The sequence below is a fragment of the Ruegeria sp. AM7 genome (genome assembly GCF_056535965.1).
Genome location: NZ_JBQFJE010000003.1, coordinates 863,313 through 879,090 on the forward strand (window position 1 = coordinate 863,313; position 15,778 = coordinate 879,090).

17 protein-coding genes are annotated in these 15,778 nt (G+C 58.9%); 15 read left to right on the forward strand and 2 right to left on the reverse strand.

The genetic code is table 11. From position 1 onward, the window contains the following. Positions 1–78: 78 nt before the first annotated feature. The 5 genes from ACR3EG_RS08000 (at position 79) to ACR3EG_RS08020 (ending at position 5,430) form a co-directional block, all read left to right on the forward strand. Entirely contained in the window at positions 79–750 is a 672-nt protein-coding gene (locus ACR3EG_RS08000) for a hypothetical protein (protein ID WP_480494751.1), read from the forward strand. A 41-nt stretch (positions 751–791) separates the two neighbouring features. Further along, positions 792–2,114 carry a PQQ-like beta-propeller repeat protein gene (locus ACR3EG_RS08005; RefSeq protein ID WP_480494753.1) on the forward strand — a complete coding sequence of 441 codons (1,323 nt, stop codon included), beginning with the start codon at positions 792–794 and terminating at the stop codon, positions 2,112–2,114. A gap of 48 nt (positions 2,115–2,162) precedes the next feature. Continuing rightward, positions 2,163–3,626: a ribosome biogenesis GTPase Der gene (gene der / locus ACR3EG_RS08010; RefSeq protein WP_480494755.1), complete on the forward strand. Its 1,464-nt coding sequence runs from the start codon at positions 2,163–2,165 to the stop codon at positions 3,624–3,626. A gap of 165 nt (positions 3,627–3,791) precedes the next feature. After that, positions 3,792–4,778 carry a fatty acid desaturase gene (locus ACR3EG_RS08015; RefSeq protein WP_480494757.1) on the forward strand — a complete coding sequence of 329 codons (987 nt, stop codon included), beginning with the start codon at positions 3,792–3,794 and terminating at the stop codon, positions 4,776–4,778. 76 nt (positions 4,779–4,854) lie between these two features. Next, on the forward strand, positions 4,855–5,430 hold the full coding sequence (locus ACR3EG_RS08020; protein ID WP_480494758.1) for a helix-hairpin-helix domain-containing protein: 576 nt from the start codon (positions 4,855–4,857) through the stop codon (positions 5,428–5,430). Between the two features lie 55 nt (positions 5,431–5,485). Here the strand turns inward: ACR3EG_RS08020 and serS are convergent, their stop codons facing one another. Next, on the reverse strand, positions 5,486–6,778 hold the full coding sequence (gene serS, locus ACR3EG_RS08025; RefSeq protein ID WP_480494760.1) for a serine--tRNA ligase: 1,293 nt from the start codon (positions 6,776–6,778) through the stop codon (positions 5,486–5,488). 72 nt (positions 6,779–6,850) lie between these two features. After that, positions 6,851–8,512: a mechanosensitive ion channel family protein gene (locus ACR3EG_RS08030; RefSeq protein WP_480494762.1), complete on the reverse strand. Its 1,662-nt coding sequence runs from the start codon at positions 8,510–8,512 to the stop codon at positions 6,851–6,853. A gap of 202 nt (positions 8,513–8,714) precedes the next feature. On the opposite strand from ACR3EG_RS08030, the gene yajC reads away from it, so the two are divergent. The 10 genes from yajC (at position 8,715) to ACR3EG_RS08080 (ending at position 15,706) form a co-directional block, all read left to right on the forward strand. Next, entirely contained in the window at positions 8,715–9,002 is a 288-nt protein-coding gene (gene yajC, locus ACR3EG_RS08035; protein ID WP_170325331.1) for a preprotein translocase subunit YajC, read from the forward strand. Positions 9,003–9,035: 33 nt separating this feature from the next. Next, positions 9,036–10,697: a protein translocase subunit SecD gene (gene secD / locus ACR3EG_RS08040; RefSeq protein WP_480494764.1), complete on the forward strand. Its 1,662-nt coding sequence runs from the start codon at positions 9,036–9,038 to the stop codon at positions 10,695–10,697. Between the two features lie 2 nt (positions 10,698–10,699). Then, positions 10,700–11,668 (forward strand): protein translocase subunit SecF, encoded by a 969-nt coding sequence (secF, locus tag ACR3EG_RS08045; RefSeq protein ID WP_170354558.1) that lies wholly within the window; start codon positions 10,700–10,702, stop codon positions 11,666–11,668. Continuing rightward, complete coding sequence (locus ACR3EG_RS08050; protein ID WP_480494766.1) at positions 11,649–12,407, forward strand: TSUP family transporter; 759 nt, start codon at positions 11,649–11,651, stop codon at positions 12,405–12,407. Before secF ends, ACR3EG_RS08050 begins: the two co-directional genes overlap by 20 nt. Positions 12,408–12,416: 9 nt before the next feature. Next, the gene (locus tag ACR3EG_RS08055) at positions 12,417–12,770 is read left to right on the forward strand and encodes an Mth938-like domain-containing protein (protein WP_170354556.1); all 354 of its coding nucleotides are present in this window, start codon (positions 12,417–12,419) and stop codon (positions 12,768–12,770) included. Between the two features lie 146 nt (positions 12,771–12,916). Next, positions 12,917–13,531, forward strand: a complete 615-nt coding sequence (ccmA, locus tag ACR3EG_RS08060; RefSeq protein ID WP_480494768.1) for a heme ABC exporter ATP-binding protein CcmA — start codon at positions 12,917–12,919, stop codon at positions 13,529–13,531. After that, positions 13,528–14,184, forward strand: coding sequence for a heme exporter protein CcmB (ccmB, locus tag ACR3EG_RS08065; RefSeq protein ID WP_170354554.1), 657 nt, complete (start codon positions 13,528–13,530; stop codon positions 14,182–14,184). The genes ccmA and ccmB overlap by 4 nt, the downstream gene beginning before the upstream one ends. 61 nt (positions 14,185–14,245) lie before the next feature. Continuing rightward, positions 14,246–15,019: a heme ABC transporter permease gene (locus ACR3EG_RS08070; protein ID WP_170752529.1), complete on the forward strand. Its 774-nt coding sequence runs from the start codon at positions 14,246–14,248 to the stop codon at positions 15,017–15,019. Further along, positions 15,016–15,174: a heme exporter protein CcmD gene (ccmD, locus tag ACR3EG_RS08075; RefSeq protein WP_170354552.1), complete on the forward strand. Its 159-nt coding sequence runs from the start codon at positions 15,016–15,018 to the stop codon at positions 15,172–15,174. Before ACR3EG_RS08070 ends, ccmD begins: the two co-directional genes overlap by 4 nt. Further along, positions 15,167–15,706, forward strand: coding sequence for a DsbE family thiol:disulfide interchange protein (locus ACR3EG_RS08080; protein WP_480494771.1), 540 nt, complete (start codon positions 15,167–15,169; stop codon positions 15,704–15,706). The genes ccmD and ACR3EG_RS08080 overlap by 8 nt, the downstream gene beginning before the upstream one ends. The last annotated feature ends 72 nt before the right edge of the window (positions 15,707–15,778 follow it).

Sequence of the window (15,778 nt, forward strand, 5' to 3'; positions counted from 1 at the left end):
ATTCCGGCCCTTGGCTTGGCAAGGGTGCCGGGGTATGACATGGCGCCATACACCACTGACACAGCCCGGAGGGCAGGGATGAGCGACGTCGACAGTTTTATTGATGAGGTGACCGAAGAGGTGCGCCGAGACCGCCTTTACCTGCTGTTGCGCCGGTGGGGGTGGATTGGTGTCCTGCTTGTGGTTCTTATCGTCGGCGGTGCCGCGTTCAACGAAATCCGCAAATCGCGGGCAACTTCGCAGGCTCAGGAATTGGGCGACGCGATTCTTGCGGCGCTGGCAAAGAACGACTCGGGTGAACGCGCAACCGATCTTGCAGCCGTCGAGAGTGCCTCGCCGGGTGGTGACGCTGTTCTAAACATGCTGCTGTCCGCATCACAGGTTGAAGCCGGATCCGAACAGGATGCAGTGGATAGCCTGAACACGATTTCGGTTCAGGGGGACCTGCCAGAAATCTACCGTGCGATTGCTGCCTTCAAAGCGCTTCTGTTGCAAAGCGATACGATGCCCGCAGCCGACCGCCGCCAACAATTCGAGGCGCTGGCTGCGCCCGGTGCACCGCTGCGATTGCTGGCTGAAGAACAACTGGCGCTGATAGATGTCGCCGAGGGCAACACCGATGCGGCTATCGAACGGTTACAAACACTGCGGCAAGATGCCGAGATCGGTGTTGACCTGCAGCAGCGCGCTGCGCAACTGATTGTGGCCCTTGGGGGCATACCGGAACCCTTGGTGGCCCGTCAGGGCTGACCTGCGGCGCAAACAACACTGACAGACGAGTTCGGATCATCATGGTAACAAGTCTCTTTTCTCGCGTTGGAGTGTCGGTCGCATTGGCCTCTGTCACGCTTTTGGCGGCATGTGAGGAACCTCAGGTCATCCTGGCTGGCGTCCGCGAGGATATTCGTCCAGCCTCGGACAATGAAGCAGTTGAAACACGCGGATCGAAACCGATCAGCCTGCCGGCACAACAGGCCAACGCCAATTGGTCGCAAAGTCCTGGCACTGTTGCCTATCGTACAACGCACCCGCAACTGCGTGCGACCCCTCAACGGGTTTGGTCGGCGTCGATTGGGAAAGGGGATTCGCGCAAACAACGGATTACAGCAGAGCCCGTCGTCGCAGGCGGCTTGATCTACACACTGGATTCCGAGGCTAATGTTACCGCGACCTCGACCCAGGGTCAGAAAGCTTGGAACACGAACCTTATTCCCGCAAATGATGGTGATGAGGACGCAACCGGCGGCGGAATGGCGTATGCGAACGGAGTGCTTTACGTGTCGTCCGGGTTTGGCCGTCTGACAGCTCTGGATGGCAAGACTGGGGCAGTCCGCTGGCAAAAGCGCTTGAACGCGACAGGAAGTGGCGCGCCACTGGTCAACGATGGGCTGCTCTATCTGGTGGCAGGGGACGAAACAGGTTGGGCCGTGGATACCAGCAACGGACGCATTGCCTGGCAGATTCAAGGCACACCGAGCGTGGGTAATGTTCTGGGGGCTCCGGCCCCTGTGATCGCGCAGGATTTTGCGGTGTTTGCATTTGGGTCTGGCGATGTGGCTGCTACTTTTCGCAAGGGCGGAATTCGTCGCTGGAATGCTTCGGTCGCCGGAGGGCGTCGTGGACGGGCGGCGGCTCAGATCGTGGATGTGACCGGAGGGCCGATGGTGGCCGGGGACACTATCTATATCGGCAACCATTCGGGCCGGACCGTGGCGTTCGAGATCGGATCGGGCGAGCGGAAATGGACCGCCGATGAAGGTGCAATTGACACTGTATGGCCGGTTGGCGGAAGCCTGTTTCAGATCAGCGATCGCAGCCAGTTGGTGCGTCTGGACTCGTCCGATGGGGCGGTCATCTGGGCGCAGGATCTGCCGGGTTTTGTCAAGGACAAGCCCAATCGCCGAGGACCGATCGTTGCCCATTATGGGCCCATTCTGGCTGGGGGGCGCATTGTTGTTGCCTCGAATGACGGCTTTGTACGGTTCTACAATCCCGTTGACGGGACGCTGTTAAACCGTGTGGAAGTGCCTGGCGGGGCGACAACTGCGCCGGTTGTAGCGGGGCAGACGCTGTATGTCGTATCGACCAAAGGTGATCTACACGCTTTCCGTTGACGCAAAGATGCGCTAAAGGGCGCGTCTGAGTCTTGAAAGTTGAATGTTATGTCGCTGACCCTCGCCATCGTGGGGCGCCCCAATGTGGGCAAATCCACCCTGTTCAATCGCCTTGTGGGCAAACGTCTGGCCTTGGTCGACGACCAGCCCGGCGTGACGCGTGACCTGCGCGAGGGCGAGGGGCGTCTGGCGGATCTGCGCTTTACCGTGATCGACACCGCCGGGCTTGAGGACGCGACCGATGACAGCTTGCAGGGCCGGATGCGCCGTCTGACCGAGCGTGCGGTGGACATGGCCGATGTCTGTCTGTTCATGATCGACGCGCGCGTGGGCGTGACACCGACCGATGAGCTTTTCGCGGATATCCTGCGCAAACGTTCGAAACATGTGATCCTTGCAGCGAACAAGGCCGAAGGCTCGGCCGCGGATGCCGGGGTCCTTGAAGCGTATAACCTTGGCCTTGGTGAACCCGTCCGCCTGTCGGGTGAACACGGCGAGGGGATGACGGACCTTTATACTCAGCTGATGCCTTTGGCCGACGCGGCCGAAGAGCAGGCGCAGGATGAGGCCCCGGAAACCGATATCGAACTGGATGAGGATGGAGAGGGCGAAACGCCTCTGATCACTGCGGCCAAGCCATTGCAGGTGGCCGTAGTAGGTCGCCCGAATGCCGGAAAATCCACGTTGATCAATAAGATCATGGGCGAAGATCGTCTGCTGACAGGCCCCGAGGCCGGGATTACCCGCGACGCGATCAGCCTGCGTATTGACTGGGCTGACCCGGATGGCGATAGCACGCCGATGCGGATTTTCGACACGGCGGGTATGCGCAAAAAGGCAAAAGTTCAGGAAAAGCTGGAAAAGCTATCCGTCTCGGACGGCCTGCGCGCGGTGAAATTCGCCGAGGTCGTGGTGGTCCTGCTGGACGCGGCGATTCCGTTTGAACAGCAAGACCTTCGCATCGCCGATCTGGCCGGGCGTGAGGGCCGTGCGGTCGTGATCGCGGTGAATAAGTGGGATATCGAAGAGGACAAGCAAGAGAAACTGCGCGACCTCAAGGAATCCTTTGAACGTCTGCTGCCGCAGTTACGCGGTGCGCCTCTGATCACCGTGTCTGCGAAAACAGGCCGAGGGCTGGAGCGCTTGCGCGCTGCCATCCTGCGCGCCCATGATGTGTGGAACCGCCGTGTACCGACTGCGGCGCTGAACCGCTGGCTGACCGCCATGCTGGAGCAGCACCCGCCGCCAGCACCGCAGGGCCGCCGGATCAAGCTACGCTATATGACGCAGGCCAAAACCCGCCCGCCGGGATTTGTGGTGATGTGCTCGCACCCTGACAAGATGCCCGAAAGCTATAACCGCTATCTGGTCAATGGTCTGCGAGAGGATTTTGACATGCCCGGCACACCCATCCGCCTGACGCTGCGCGGGCAGGGTGACAAGAACCCCTACAAGGGACGGCGCAAGAAAAACGCTGGTGCTTTAGCCAAGCATCTCAAAGGTCGCGCGTAACTGCGCCAATTTTCAGCATTTTCGGCGGTAGGGCGTGACATGCCTCGAACTGCGCGCTAGCATTCAAGCGCGTGCATCTGTTTTTGCACGCACGGGTTGCATGCGGAGATTCCGCACCTAATTTCAAATTGATATTGAACCGGGCCATCGTGAGGGGCGGGCTGGATGGATCTTAGGGAATACACACGGCAATACGCAGTCCAGGACAACCGGCTGGCTGCGCTGAGTTACTTTGGAACTTTTGCCGTTTATTTTACGTCGCTGGCGCTGGCGATTGCATATGTGGATCAATGGTTCATCATGATCCCTGCCGGAGTTGTTTTTGCCTTCTCAGCTGTGCGGCTTTACGTCTTGCAGCATGATTGCGGGCATCACTCACTGTTCGAGACGCGCCAGCAAAACGAGTGGGCGGGGCACGGGCTGTCCCCCTTCACATTTGCCCCTTTTGAAGTGATGAAGCAGAACCATAACCTTCACCACTCGGGCATAGGCAATCTGGAACATCGCGAAACAGGGGAAATCCACACCATGACCCTGCGTGAATGGAATGAGGCAGACTGGAAAACCCGTTTTTTCTATCGCCTTTATCGCAATCCGTTCATTCTGGTTCCAGTAGGTGCGTTGTTTACCTATTTCATTCGTTATCGCTGGCCCAAAAACACTGTCCGGTTTGGGGTGGCGGGGGTGGTACTGCACAACCTGTCGATCGTCGTATTTTTGGGTCTGCTTTACCTCATCGCTGGCGGTACCGGCATTTTGGTGTGGATTGTGTTCTCATTTCTGGGCGGGATGCTGGGTGTGTTCCTCGTGTACCTCCAGCACAATTTCGAGGACACCTACTGGGACCGCCGTCCCGATCTTGACCCCAAGCTGGCAGCTTTGCACGGTTCCTCTGCGCTGGATTTCGGCTGGTGGTTCGACAATGCTGTCGCTTGCATCACGTTGCACGACATCCATCATTTCAATGCGCGTATCCCATCCTATCGGCTGCGCGAATGCCACTATAACCTTCCTGCCGAGTATACGCCCCGTCGGATCAAGTTCCCCGAGGCCGTCGCGGCACTGAACCTCAAGCTGTGGGACGAGGATGCCAAACGACTGGTACCGTTCCCAAAGAAGACGCGGACAACAAATCTGGCCCATAGCAGCTAGCCTATAGATTATATCGCTTGCGAAATGTATATTCTGTGTATATACAATTTCTTGGGTGATGAAGAAAGGACAAAGAATGACCGCAGTGACTAATGTCAAAGGTGTAGGCGAAGCGTTGGGAAAAGCGCTTGTAGCCAATGGCTTCAAGACAGCCGAAGCCATTGCCAAGGCAAAGCCCGCTGATCTGGTCAAGGTCCCGCGAATTGGGGCGGCGCGCGCTCCTTTGTTGATTGCCGCCGCGAAAGAAGCGGTATCGTCCAAACCTGCAGCCAAACCAACTGCAAAACCTGCAGCACGTCGGACGGCCGTACGCAAACCGGCCACGCGTAAACCTGCGGCTCGCAAGACCGTGGCGGCTGCCGCCGCCGAAAAACGTGCGCAAGAGGCTGCGCGTAAAGCGGCCGAAGAGAAAGCAGCAGCAGAAGCTGCCGAAGCAAAGGCAAAGAAAAAAGCCAAAGCTAAGGCCAAGGCTGAAAAGGCGGCAAAGAAACGGGCCGAAATGGAGGCCGTGTTCTCGAAAGCCAAGGATAAGGTGAAGGCCAAGACGAAGAAGGGCAAAAAGTCCAAAAAGGACGACAAAGCCAAAGACAGTAAGAAAAAAGATGACAAGAAAAGCAGCAAGAAAAAGGATAAGAAAAAGGCGAAGAAGTAAGACCTCTTCGCCCTTTGATCTTGTTGTAACCGGCGGCTGCAGCGCGCCGGTTTTCTTATGCCAGTGTGCCGTCCGTTTGCAGCGTCAGCTTGCCGCCCAGATAGGGGGAGAGCACCTCGGGCAGGGTGACTGTGCCATCGGCGTTCTGGCCGTTTTCCAGCACCGCAATCAGGCAACGCCCCACCGCCAGACCCGAGCCGTTCAGGGTGTGGACATATTCCGGCTTACCCCCGCCTTCGGGACGGAAGCGCGCGTTCATGCGGCGGGCCTGAAAATCACCACAGGTCGAGACCGAGCTGATCTCACGATAGGTGTTCTGACCGGGCAGCCACGCTTCGATGTCATAGGTGCGGCGCGCGCCAAAGCCCATATCGCCGGTGCACAGGATAACGGTGCGATAGGGCACGCCCAGCTTCTCCAGAATGCCCTCGGCGCAGCGCAACATGCGTTTCTGTTCGTCGTCTGAGTTGTCCGGATGCGTGACCGAGACCATCTCGACCTTTTCAAACTGGTGCTGGCGCAGCATGCCGCGTGTGTCTTTGCCCGCGCTGCCAGCCTCGGACCGGAAGCACAGCGAATGCGCGGTATAGCGGCGGGGCAGGTAGCTTTCCTCGATCATCGTGTCGTTGACGATATTGGTCAGCGAAACCTCGGACGTCGGTATCAGCCACCAGCCTTCGCGCGTCTGATAGCTGTCCTCGTCGAATTTCGGCAATTGGCCGGTGCCCTGCATCATTTCTGACAGAACCAGAACGGGGCCGTTGACCTCGGTCAGGTCGTTTTCATTGATATGCGTGTCCAGCATGAACTGCGCCAACGCGCGGTGGATGCGGGCGACGCCGCCGGACAGCAGTACAAAACGCGAGCCAGAGAGTTTGGCGGCGGTTTCAAAATCCATGCCGTGCTGAACGGATTCGATTTCGAAATGCTCTTTCGGTGCAAAGTCCAGTTCGCGCGGGGTGCCCCAGCGGTTGACCTCGACATTGTCGTTTTCGTCCGCGCCTTCGGGCACATCCTCGGCGGGCAGGTTGGGAATCACTGACAATGCGTCGCTCAGGGCATTGTTCAGATCGCGTGCATTCTCCTGAAGGTCCGCGACTGCGGCTTTTTTCTCGGCCACGAGCGCGCGCAGACGTTCGAACTCTGCCTCGTCACCGCGCCCTTTGGCGGCACCAACTTCTTTACTGGCTTTGTTCTGTTCTGCCTGCGCTGTCTCAGCGGCCAGAATTTTGGAACGTCGACGTTCATCAAGTTCAAGGATAGCTGACGACACCGGCGCGTCCCCACGGCGCGCAAGGGCGGCGTCGAAGGCGGCAGGGTTTTCGCGAATGGCGCGGATGTCGTGCATGTCTCAGATCCTTGAATGCGTGAATCACTGAGACCGCTTATGCACCATCTGAAAGGCGGGGTGTAGCACCGGTTACGACTTATCTGCCCCCTCGTGGGATTCATGCGCCAGATGGCCATCCCATTCTTCGACCGGGATCTTGGGTTCGGGTGGATCAGCCATGTAAGATGGGGTCATGATCTGTACGCCGTTCTCATTGAACACGGCCACGATGTTGCGGTGCAGGTCGGATCGGATCTTGGGAATGATACTGCCGCGCGTGGTATAGCCATTGATTTGGTAGTTGATCGCGTAATCGGCCAAAGCGGTCCACAAAACAAAGGGTTCGGGCTTGGCTTTGATCCCTTTGGTTCGGCGGGCGGCCTCGATCAGCATGGCCTCGACCTTCTCAGGCGGTTCCTCATATCCGATGCCGACAGTGGTGTGCAGCAACAGCCCGCTGCCATCGGTTTTCTTGGAAAAATTCACCACGTCCGAGTTCATCAGCTGCGCGTTGGGGATCGAGATCAGCTCATTCTTGATGGATTTCAGATGTGTCTCCATCAGCTTGATCTGAACCACGTCACCAATGTGGTCGCCAATCTGGATACGGTCGCCGATTGAGGTCGAGCGGCGGTAAATCACGAAGAGCCCGGCCAGCATGTTCGACACGACCGAGTTCGCACCTAGTGACAGCATCGCGCCTACAAGAATGGTCAAGCCTTGAAAGGCAGCCGAATCTGATCCCGGAATGTAAGGAACGGCAAAGACCAGCGCGATCAGGACGACGACGACGCGTGCAATGTTGAAAGTTGGACTCACCCAGTGTTTTTCAAAATCCCTCAGATCGAATGACCCGGCCTCGACGGCGTCAAAGAACACGCGCATGCCCCGAATAATGTAAAGCGTCACCCAGCTGATTAGACCCAGCATGATCAAATTGGGGAAGTAGCTTAGGATACCCCTAAAGATCACCAGAACAGGTTCAGTCAGGTAGGTCAGCAGAAGCTGTGCGAAGTAGCGCGTCTCGGCAAAGGCCAAAAGGACGAAGGACAGGTAGTAGTAGAAGCCCAGAAAAAAGACGACCAACAGGACGAAATTCAAACCATAACGCACCAGCGCGGCGATCGCCTCGGCCTGGACGCTTTTGGCGGTGGCGGTTTCCACGTCCTTCAGATGTCTGGCGACAAATTGCAGGGTCTTGCGGCGAATGCGACGGTGCAGCCATAGGATAACTACGATGAACAGGGCAAAGCCCACGGTCCAGGCAATGGCTTCCAGAGCACCCGACACGCGAGCCTGTTCGGTTCGATTGGCCCGGTAGGCAACAATTGCATCATGTATTGCTTGGCCATGCAAAAAGCTGAGGACATCCAATTCCATCTGATCCAGCTCGGAGTCGGCTTCGGTCACGATAGAAACCGCCAGACCATCCACCAGAATGCGGGTGCCAAGATCCGTCACCTCATAAGTGACGTTTACGTCCTCGTTGTCTGATGCTTCGGCCGCCTGAATGATGTTGTCCTGAACGGTTGCCGCGCGCTCGGGTGCAGGCAGCGCGCTGGAGCCGCGCAGGAAAAACAGCATGTCACCGTCAATAATCACCGGTGCCTTGAATGATTCCGATTCCTCCTCGACCTCAGGGGCTTCGGCAGGCGCGTCCTGCGCTAATGCGCTAAAGGGAAAAAGCGCTGTGCAGACGATGCATGCCCAGAGGCGCAAGAATACGGCAAGTGATTGTATAAACGACGACATTGGGCCTCCTGCCGTCCAACTATATCTGATCGCGCATGTGTTCAAAGTCGCTTTCTGCAACCAAGAAGCAATTCTGTGATCATAATGATCCAATACCTGCAAAAACTTGCGATGCCATTCCTTGCAAACAGGCAGTGCAAAGAATAGGTTCTCGCAAAATTTGCGGACCTTTCCGCAAACACCAAACCAAAAGGAATATCCCATGGAAGGTGGCGCAATCGCCCAGTTTCTCCCGCTGATCCTGATCTTTGCGATCATGTATTTCTTGCTGATCCGTCCGCAGCAGAAAAAGATGAAGGAACATCAGGCCATGGTCGAGGCCGTGCGCCGGGGCGATCAGGTCGTCACCCAAGGTGGTCTGATCGGCAAAGTGTCGAAGGTTAAAGAAGGCGAGAACGAGATTGAGGTCGAGCTGGCTGAAAACGTCAAGGTCCGTGTTGTCAAATCGACCATCGCTCAGGTTCTGAACAAGACCGAGCCTGCGAAGTAATTTCGCGCGATATCTCGTTGAAAAGGCAGGGTAATGCTGCAAATTGATACCTGGAAGCGGGTTCTGATCTGGTCGGTCTGCGTGATCGGCCTGCTCTTGGCCCTGCCGAATGCGTTCTACACGCGCGTCGAGCAATCCAACGATGCCAAAGCCGCGATCGAGCTTGGCATCGACACCTCAGACATGCAGGCTGAGGCGGCGCAGTGGCCGAAATGGCTGCCGTCCTCGCTGGTCAATCTGGGGCTGGACCTGCGCGGCGGCGCGCATCTTTTGGCCGAGGTCAAGGTTCAGGACGTCTACGAATCCCGCATGGATGCCATGTGGCCGGAAATCCGCGACGCTTTGCGCGATGAGCGGGCTACGGTTGGCACGATCCGCCGTCAGGACTCGGCCCCTGACGAGATTCGCGTGCGCATCAGCCAGCCCGAGGGGATGGCCCGTGCTCTTGAGGTCGTGCGCGGTTTGGCCCGTCAGGTCCAGACGCTTTCGGGCGTTGGCGCAACGGATATTGAAGCCCGCGCCGAGGGTGACACCATCGTTGTGCAACTGTCGGATGCCGAAAAGCTGGCCTCAGACGATCGCACCGTGCGACAGTCGCTTGAGATCATCCGCCGCAGGATTGACGAGGTCGGCACCCGCGAACCCACTATTCAGCGTCAGGGCGCGGATCGTATCCTGATTCAGGTGCCAGGCATCGGCTCGGCGGGAGAGCTGAAGGACATCATCGGCACGACAGCCCAACTGACCTTCAATCCCGTCGGCGGTCGCACCACCGACGCAGATGCAACGCCGGGTATCGGGCAGGAAGTTGTGCCCTCGATTGATGAAGAGGGCGTGTATTACATTATCGACTCTGCCCCTGTTGTAACGGGCGAGGAGCTGGTTGATGCCCAGCCTGCGTTCGACCAGAACGGCCGCCCGGCGGTCAGCTTCCGGTTCAACACCTCGGGCGCGCGTAAATTCGGCGACTATACGCTGGAAAACATCGGCGCGCCGTTTGCGATTGTGCTGGATGATGAGGTAATCTCGGCCCCCGTGATCCAAAGTCATATTCCGGGCGGGTCGGGCATCATCACCGGTAATTTCACCGTCGAGGAAAGCACCAATCTGGCCGTCCTACTGCGCGCAGGCGCGCTGCCTGCCGGGCTGGATTTTCTGGAAGAGCGCACCATCGGCCCAGAACTGGGGCAAGATAGCATCGACGCCGGTAAAGTGGCGACCATCGTCGCCTTTGTGGCCGTGCTGGTCTTTATGGCGCTCAGCTATGGTCTGTTCGGTATCTTCGCCAATATCGCGCTGATCCTGAACGTTGGGCTGCTCTTTGGCCTGTTGTCGCTGATCGGGGCCACGCTGACCTTGCCGGGGATCGCGGGCATCGTTTTGACCGTCGGTATGGCGGTGGATGCCAACGTGCTGATCTTTGAACGTATCCGCGAGGAACTGAAATCCGCCAAAGGTCCGGCGCGTGCCATCGAACTGGGCTATGAAAAGGCCCTGTCGGCCATTCTGGACGCGAACGTCACCACATTCATCACAGCGACGATCCTCTTTGCCATGGGCAGCGGGCCGGTGCGCGGTTTTGCCATCACTCTGGGTCTGGGTATCCTCACCTCGGTCTTCACCGCGATCTTCGTGACGCGCCTGATGATCGTGATTTGGTTCGAACGCCGCCGCCCGAAAACGATCGAGGTTTGATCATGAGACTGAAACTTGTCCCGCAGGAAACCTCGTTCGATTTCTTCAGCCGCTGGAAGGTCTGGCTGGGCATTTCCGGCCTGATGATGGTCGTGGCCTTCACGTCCTTCATGCTGCAAGGTCTGAACTTCGGCATCGACTTCCGGGGCGGCACCACGATCCGCACCCAATCCGCGCAAGAGATCGACGTAGGCGCCTATCGCGACGCCATCGCTCCGCTTGAACTGGGCGATGTCACCATCACCGAGATTTTCGACCCGACCTTTGGCGAGGACGAAAACGTCGCCATGATCCGCATTCAGGCGCAGGACGACGCCGAAGCGGTCTCGGCCGCGACGGTAACGGCCGTGGAAGAGGCATTGAAGGCGGCAGCCCCCGATATTCAATTCGTGTCGGTCGAATCCGTCGGCCCCAAAGTCTCGGGCGAGTTAATCCAGACCGCCGTGATCGCCGTTGTCCTCGCGATCGGGGCCGTGCTGGTCTATATCTGGCTACGGTTCGAATGGCAGTTTGCCCTGGGGGCGGTGGCCGCGCTTGTGCATGACGTGATCCTGACCATCGGCATCTTCTCGGAACTGCAAATCCGGTTTGATCTGGCCATCATCGCGGCGCTGCTGACCATCGTGGGTTATTCGCTGAACGACACCGTTGTTGTCTTCGACCGCGTCCGCGAAAACCTACGCAAGTACAAGAAGAAAGACCTGAAAGAGGTGCTGAACATCTCGATCAACGAGACCCTCAGCCGGACGGTCATGACCTCGGTCACAACCCTGCTGGCGCTGATCTCGCTGTACGTGCTGGGCGGAGACGTCATCCGTGGCTTTGTCTTCGCGATGATCTGGGGTGTGATCGTGGGGACGTATTCCTCGGTCTTCGTGGCCTCGACCATCTTGCTGTGGCTGGGGGTCAAACGCGACTGGTCCAAGCCGTCGAATACGGCGGGCAACCAGTTTGCAAACGTCGACGCCTGATCTTTTCGGCCAGTCCCCTGTGGGGCTGGCCATCCTTTTATGCGCCGCCTTCCTCAGCGGCATCGTGCGCGGCTTTTCCGGCTTTGGCACGGCCTTGATCTTCCTGCCTATCGCGACGCCCATTCTGGGCCCGTTCGGCGCGCTGATAGGGCTAACCATCATGGACATCTTCGGGCCGCTCCCCAACCTGCGCCGTGCGTGGCGCGAGGTTGAGCGGGGTGACCTGATCCGCCTTGTGGCTGGATGCGCGCTGATCTTACCGGCTGGGCTTTGGGTGCTGACGCAAGTCGACCCAGATGTGTTTCGATACGCGGTCAGCCTGCTGGCCCTTGCGATGTTGGCTATCCTGATCCTGGGCCTGCGCTACCACGGTCCTGTCGGCCGCGCGATGGTGGTCGGAATCGGCTGCGCGGCGGGGTTCCTGGGCGGAGTCGCGGGCCTACCAGGCCCCGCCGTGATCCTGTTCTACATGTCGCGCCCTCTGCCAGTTACCGTCATCCGCGCAACGATCCTGCTGTTCCTGTTCGCGTTTGACTTCCTGCTGTTCGGCTATCTGACCGGAATGGGCCGTGTAACCCTCGCGGCCGCGCTGCTGGGCCTCATGCTTGCCATCCCCAATCTGATCGGCAACTGGCTGGGCGGCAAGATGTTCCGCCCCGAATACGAGCGGCTCTACCGCGCGGCTGCATATGTCGCGATTGCGCTTGCCGCCTTGTCGGGCCTACCACTTTGGGGCTAAAACCCCACCATGCGATTGAATGAGATCACCTATACCAACGCCACCCCGATAGACGGCTACGGCCCCGGCTTTTTTCGTATCGGCGGACAGGTCCACGATGGTCCGGTTCTAACCGGCCCAAACGGAACAACTGGGTGGAACGGGTATGACGACCAAACACCTCTGCTAGACCTCGCCGATCACATCGACGTGCTGTTCATCGGTACCGGTGCCGAGCTGACCCATATCTCGGCCACCCTGCGCCGCACGCTCGAAGACGCAGGCATCGGCGTCGAGATCATGAATTCCCCGGCCGCCTGCCGCACCTACAATGTGTTGCTGTCTGAGGGTCGCCGTATCGCGATGGCCGCGCTCCCTGTCTGAAGGATCTTCCTTCATCTGGCCATAAATACCTCGGGGAGTGTGAGGGGCTGGCCCCTCACTCCTGACCTGACCACACAAAGCCACCGCCAAAGCTCTGCGGCAATTCCCACCTTTTGTCCGCCTCCACAATCCGTTAAGCGGACGCTATGACACTGACCGTGACCGATCTGGCCATTACCCGTGGCGGCATTCCCGTGCTCGAAGGGCTCAGCTTTACGCTGCCTGCCGGCAAAGCGCTGATCCTGCGTGGGCCAAACGGAATCGGCAAGACCACTCTTTTACGTACGCTGGCCGGGCTACAGCCTCCGCTGCAAGGCCGCATTGAAGGGGCCGAGGATCAGATCGCCTATGCCTCACATTCCGACGGGCTGAAACCCACGCTGACGGTTGTCGAGAACCTCAGCTTCTGGGCCTCGGTCTTTGGCACGCAAGGCATCCAGCCCGCGCTGGACGCTTTTGCCCTGAATGATCTGGCTGACCGCCACGCGGGCAACCTGTCGGCTGGGCAGAAGCGGCGTCTCGGGCTGGCGCGGATGCTGGTTACGGGGCGGCCGATCTGGATGCTGGACGAACCGACCGTCTCGCTGGACCAAAACGCGGTGAAGATGTTCGCCGACGCGGTACGCACGCATCTGGGGCAGGGGGGCTCGGCCCTGATTGCCACCCATATCGACCTCGGCCTGGACGGAGAGGTTCTGGATGTCGGCCCCAACAAGGCCAAACCCAAACCCATCGACGATTTCGACGGAGGTTTCCTGTGATCGCCCTGCTGTTGCGTGACCTGAAACTGGCGCTGCGCGCGGGCGGCGGGTTCGGCCTTGGTCTAGCCTTTTTCCTGATTGTCACCGTATTGGTGCCGTTCTCAGTGGGGCCGCAGTCCTCGCTGCTCTCGACCATCGCGCCGGGTATCCTGTGGCTGGGCGCTCTGCTGGCCTGCCTGCTGTCGTTGGACCGCCTGCTGGCGCTGGATTGGGAGGACGGCTCGCTCGACCTGCTGGCCACGGCACCGCTGCCACTGGAATCGGTGGTCACGATCAAGGCGTTGGCCCATTGGCTGACCACCGGCCTGCCACTGGTACTGGCCGCGCCTTTTCTGGGCGTGCTGCTGAACCTGCCGGTGCCGGGGTTTTCGTGGCTTGTGATCTCGCTGCTGATCGGCACTCCGGCCATGAGCGTCATCGGCACCTTCGGCGCTGCCCTGACCGTCGGCCTGAAGCGCGGCGGTTTGCTGCTGTCGCTGCTGGTCTTGCCGCTTTACGTCCCCACGCTGATCTTCGGCGCTGAAGTCGCCCGCCGAGGCGCCACGGGGATGGAAACCCAGACCCCACTGCTCATGCTGGCGGGGATCACTGCCGCCACTATTGCGTTGCTGCCGTTTGCCAGCGCCGCCGTTTTGCGTATCAACCTTCGGTGACGTGCTCAAACATTGACTGAGGTCAATTGAGAACACGCCCGACTCGGACTAGATAAGGCCCATGTCTATCGCAGCCAAAGCCAACGCCCTCTGGGAATACGCCAACCCGCGCAAGTTCCTTGCGACCAGTGAACGTGTTATGCCGTTTTTCTGGATTACGTCCATCGCCTGCATCGTGGTGGGGCTGATCTGGGGGTTCTTCTTCACGCCCGATGATTACAAACAGGGATCAACCGTCAAGATCATCTACCTGCACGTCCCGGCGGCGCTGATGGCAATCAATTGCTGGCTGATGATGTTGGCCACCTCGCTGGTTTGGCTGGTGCGTCGCCACCATGTCAGCGCATTGGCTGCCCGCGCGGCTGCGCCCATTGGCATCGTGATGACACTGATCGCACTGGCGACGGGCGCAATCTGGGGTCAGCCCATGTGGGGCACGTGGTGGGCCTGGGACCCGCGCCTGACCTCATTCCTGATCCTGTTCCTGTTCTACCTGGGCTACGTCGCCCTGTGGGAAGCGATCGAAGACCCGGATACCGCCGCCGATCTGACCTCGGTTCTGTGTCTAGTGGGATCCGTCTTTGCGCTCCTCAGCCGCTATGCGGTGAATTTTTGGAATCAGGGGCTACATCAGGGTGCGTCTGTCATGCGGGCTGCGGCAGTGACCGGTGCAGATACCGAGGAAAAGGTCAGCAATATCTATTTCTATCCGCTGCTTCTGTGCATGATCGGTTTTGTCCTGCTGTTCATCGCGCTGGTGCTGTATCGCACGGGTACGGAGATCCGCGCGCGCCGGATCAAGGCGCTGCTGGCGCGAGAAAGGGTAAACGGATGATCCCTGATCTTGGAAAATACGCCGACACGGTGATGTGGTCCTATGTCGTCTCGATTGCTTTGCTGGTCGCGTTGATCGTGTTCAGCGTGATGCGAGGCCGAAAAGTCCGCGCCGAGATGGAGAAGGTCGAGCAAAGGATGACGCGCAATGGCTAAAATCTCGCCTCTGATGGTTGCGCCACCGCTGATTTTTGGGGCGTTCGCCGTGCTGGCCGCCGTGGGAATGTTTCGCGACGATCCGAACGCGCTCCCCTCAGCCCGCGAAGGACAACCCGCGCCGCCGGTTGTATTGACACAGTTCGAGGGCAAGCCAAATTTCGACGATGCCACCCTGCGCGATGGTGAAGTCAAGCTGGTCAACTATTGGGCCAGTTGGTGTGCGCCCTGCCGGGTTGAGCATCCGAACCTGCAGGCGCTGTCTGACGAAGGCATCCCGGTCTATGGAATCAACTATAAGGACCAGTTGGACAATGCCGAGGGCTTCCTGACTGAACTGGGTGATCCCTATGCAGGAATTGGACGTGATGAGCAGGGCCGCATGGGGCTGGACTGGGGCGTTTATGGCGTGCCGGAAACCTATGTGATCGACGGCGAGGGTACGATCATCCTGCGCTTTGCCGGCCCGATCACGCAGAGGGTGATCGAAAGTACGATCCGCCCGGCTTTGGAAAAGGCGGCAGCCAACTAGAACCCGCCCCTTCTTCTGCTCAAAAACACTTCGGAGCGGGGGGCAAAGCCTCGTAAAACAAAGGACGCCTGC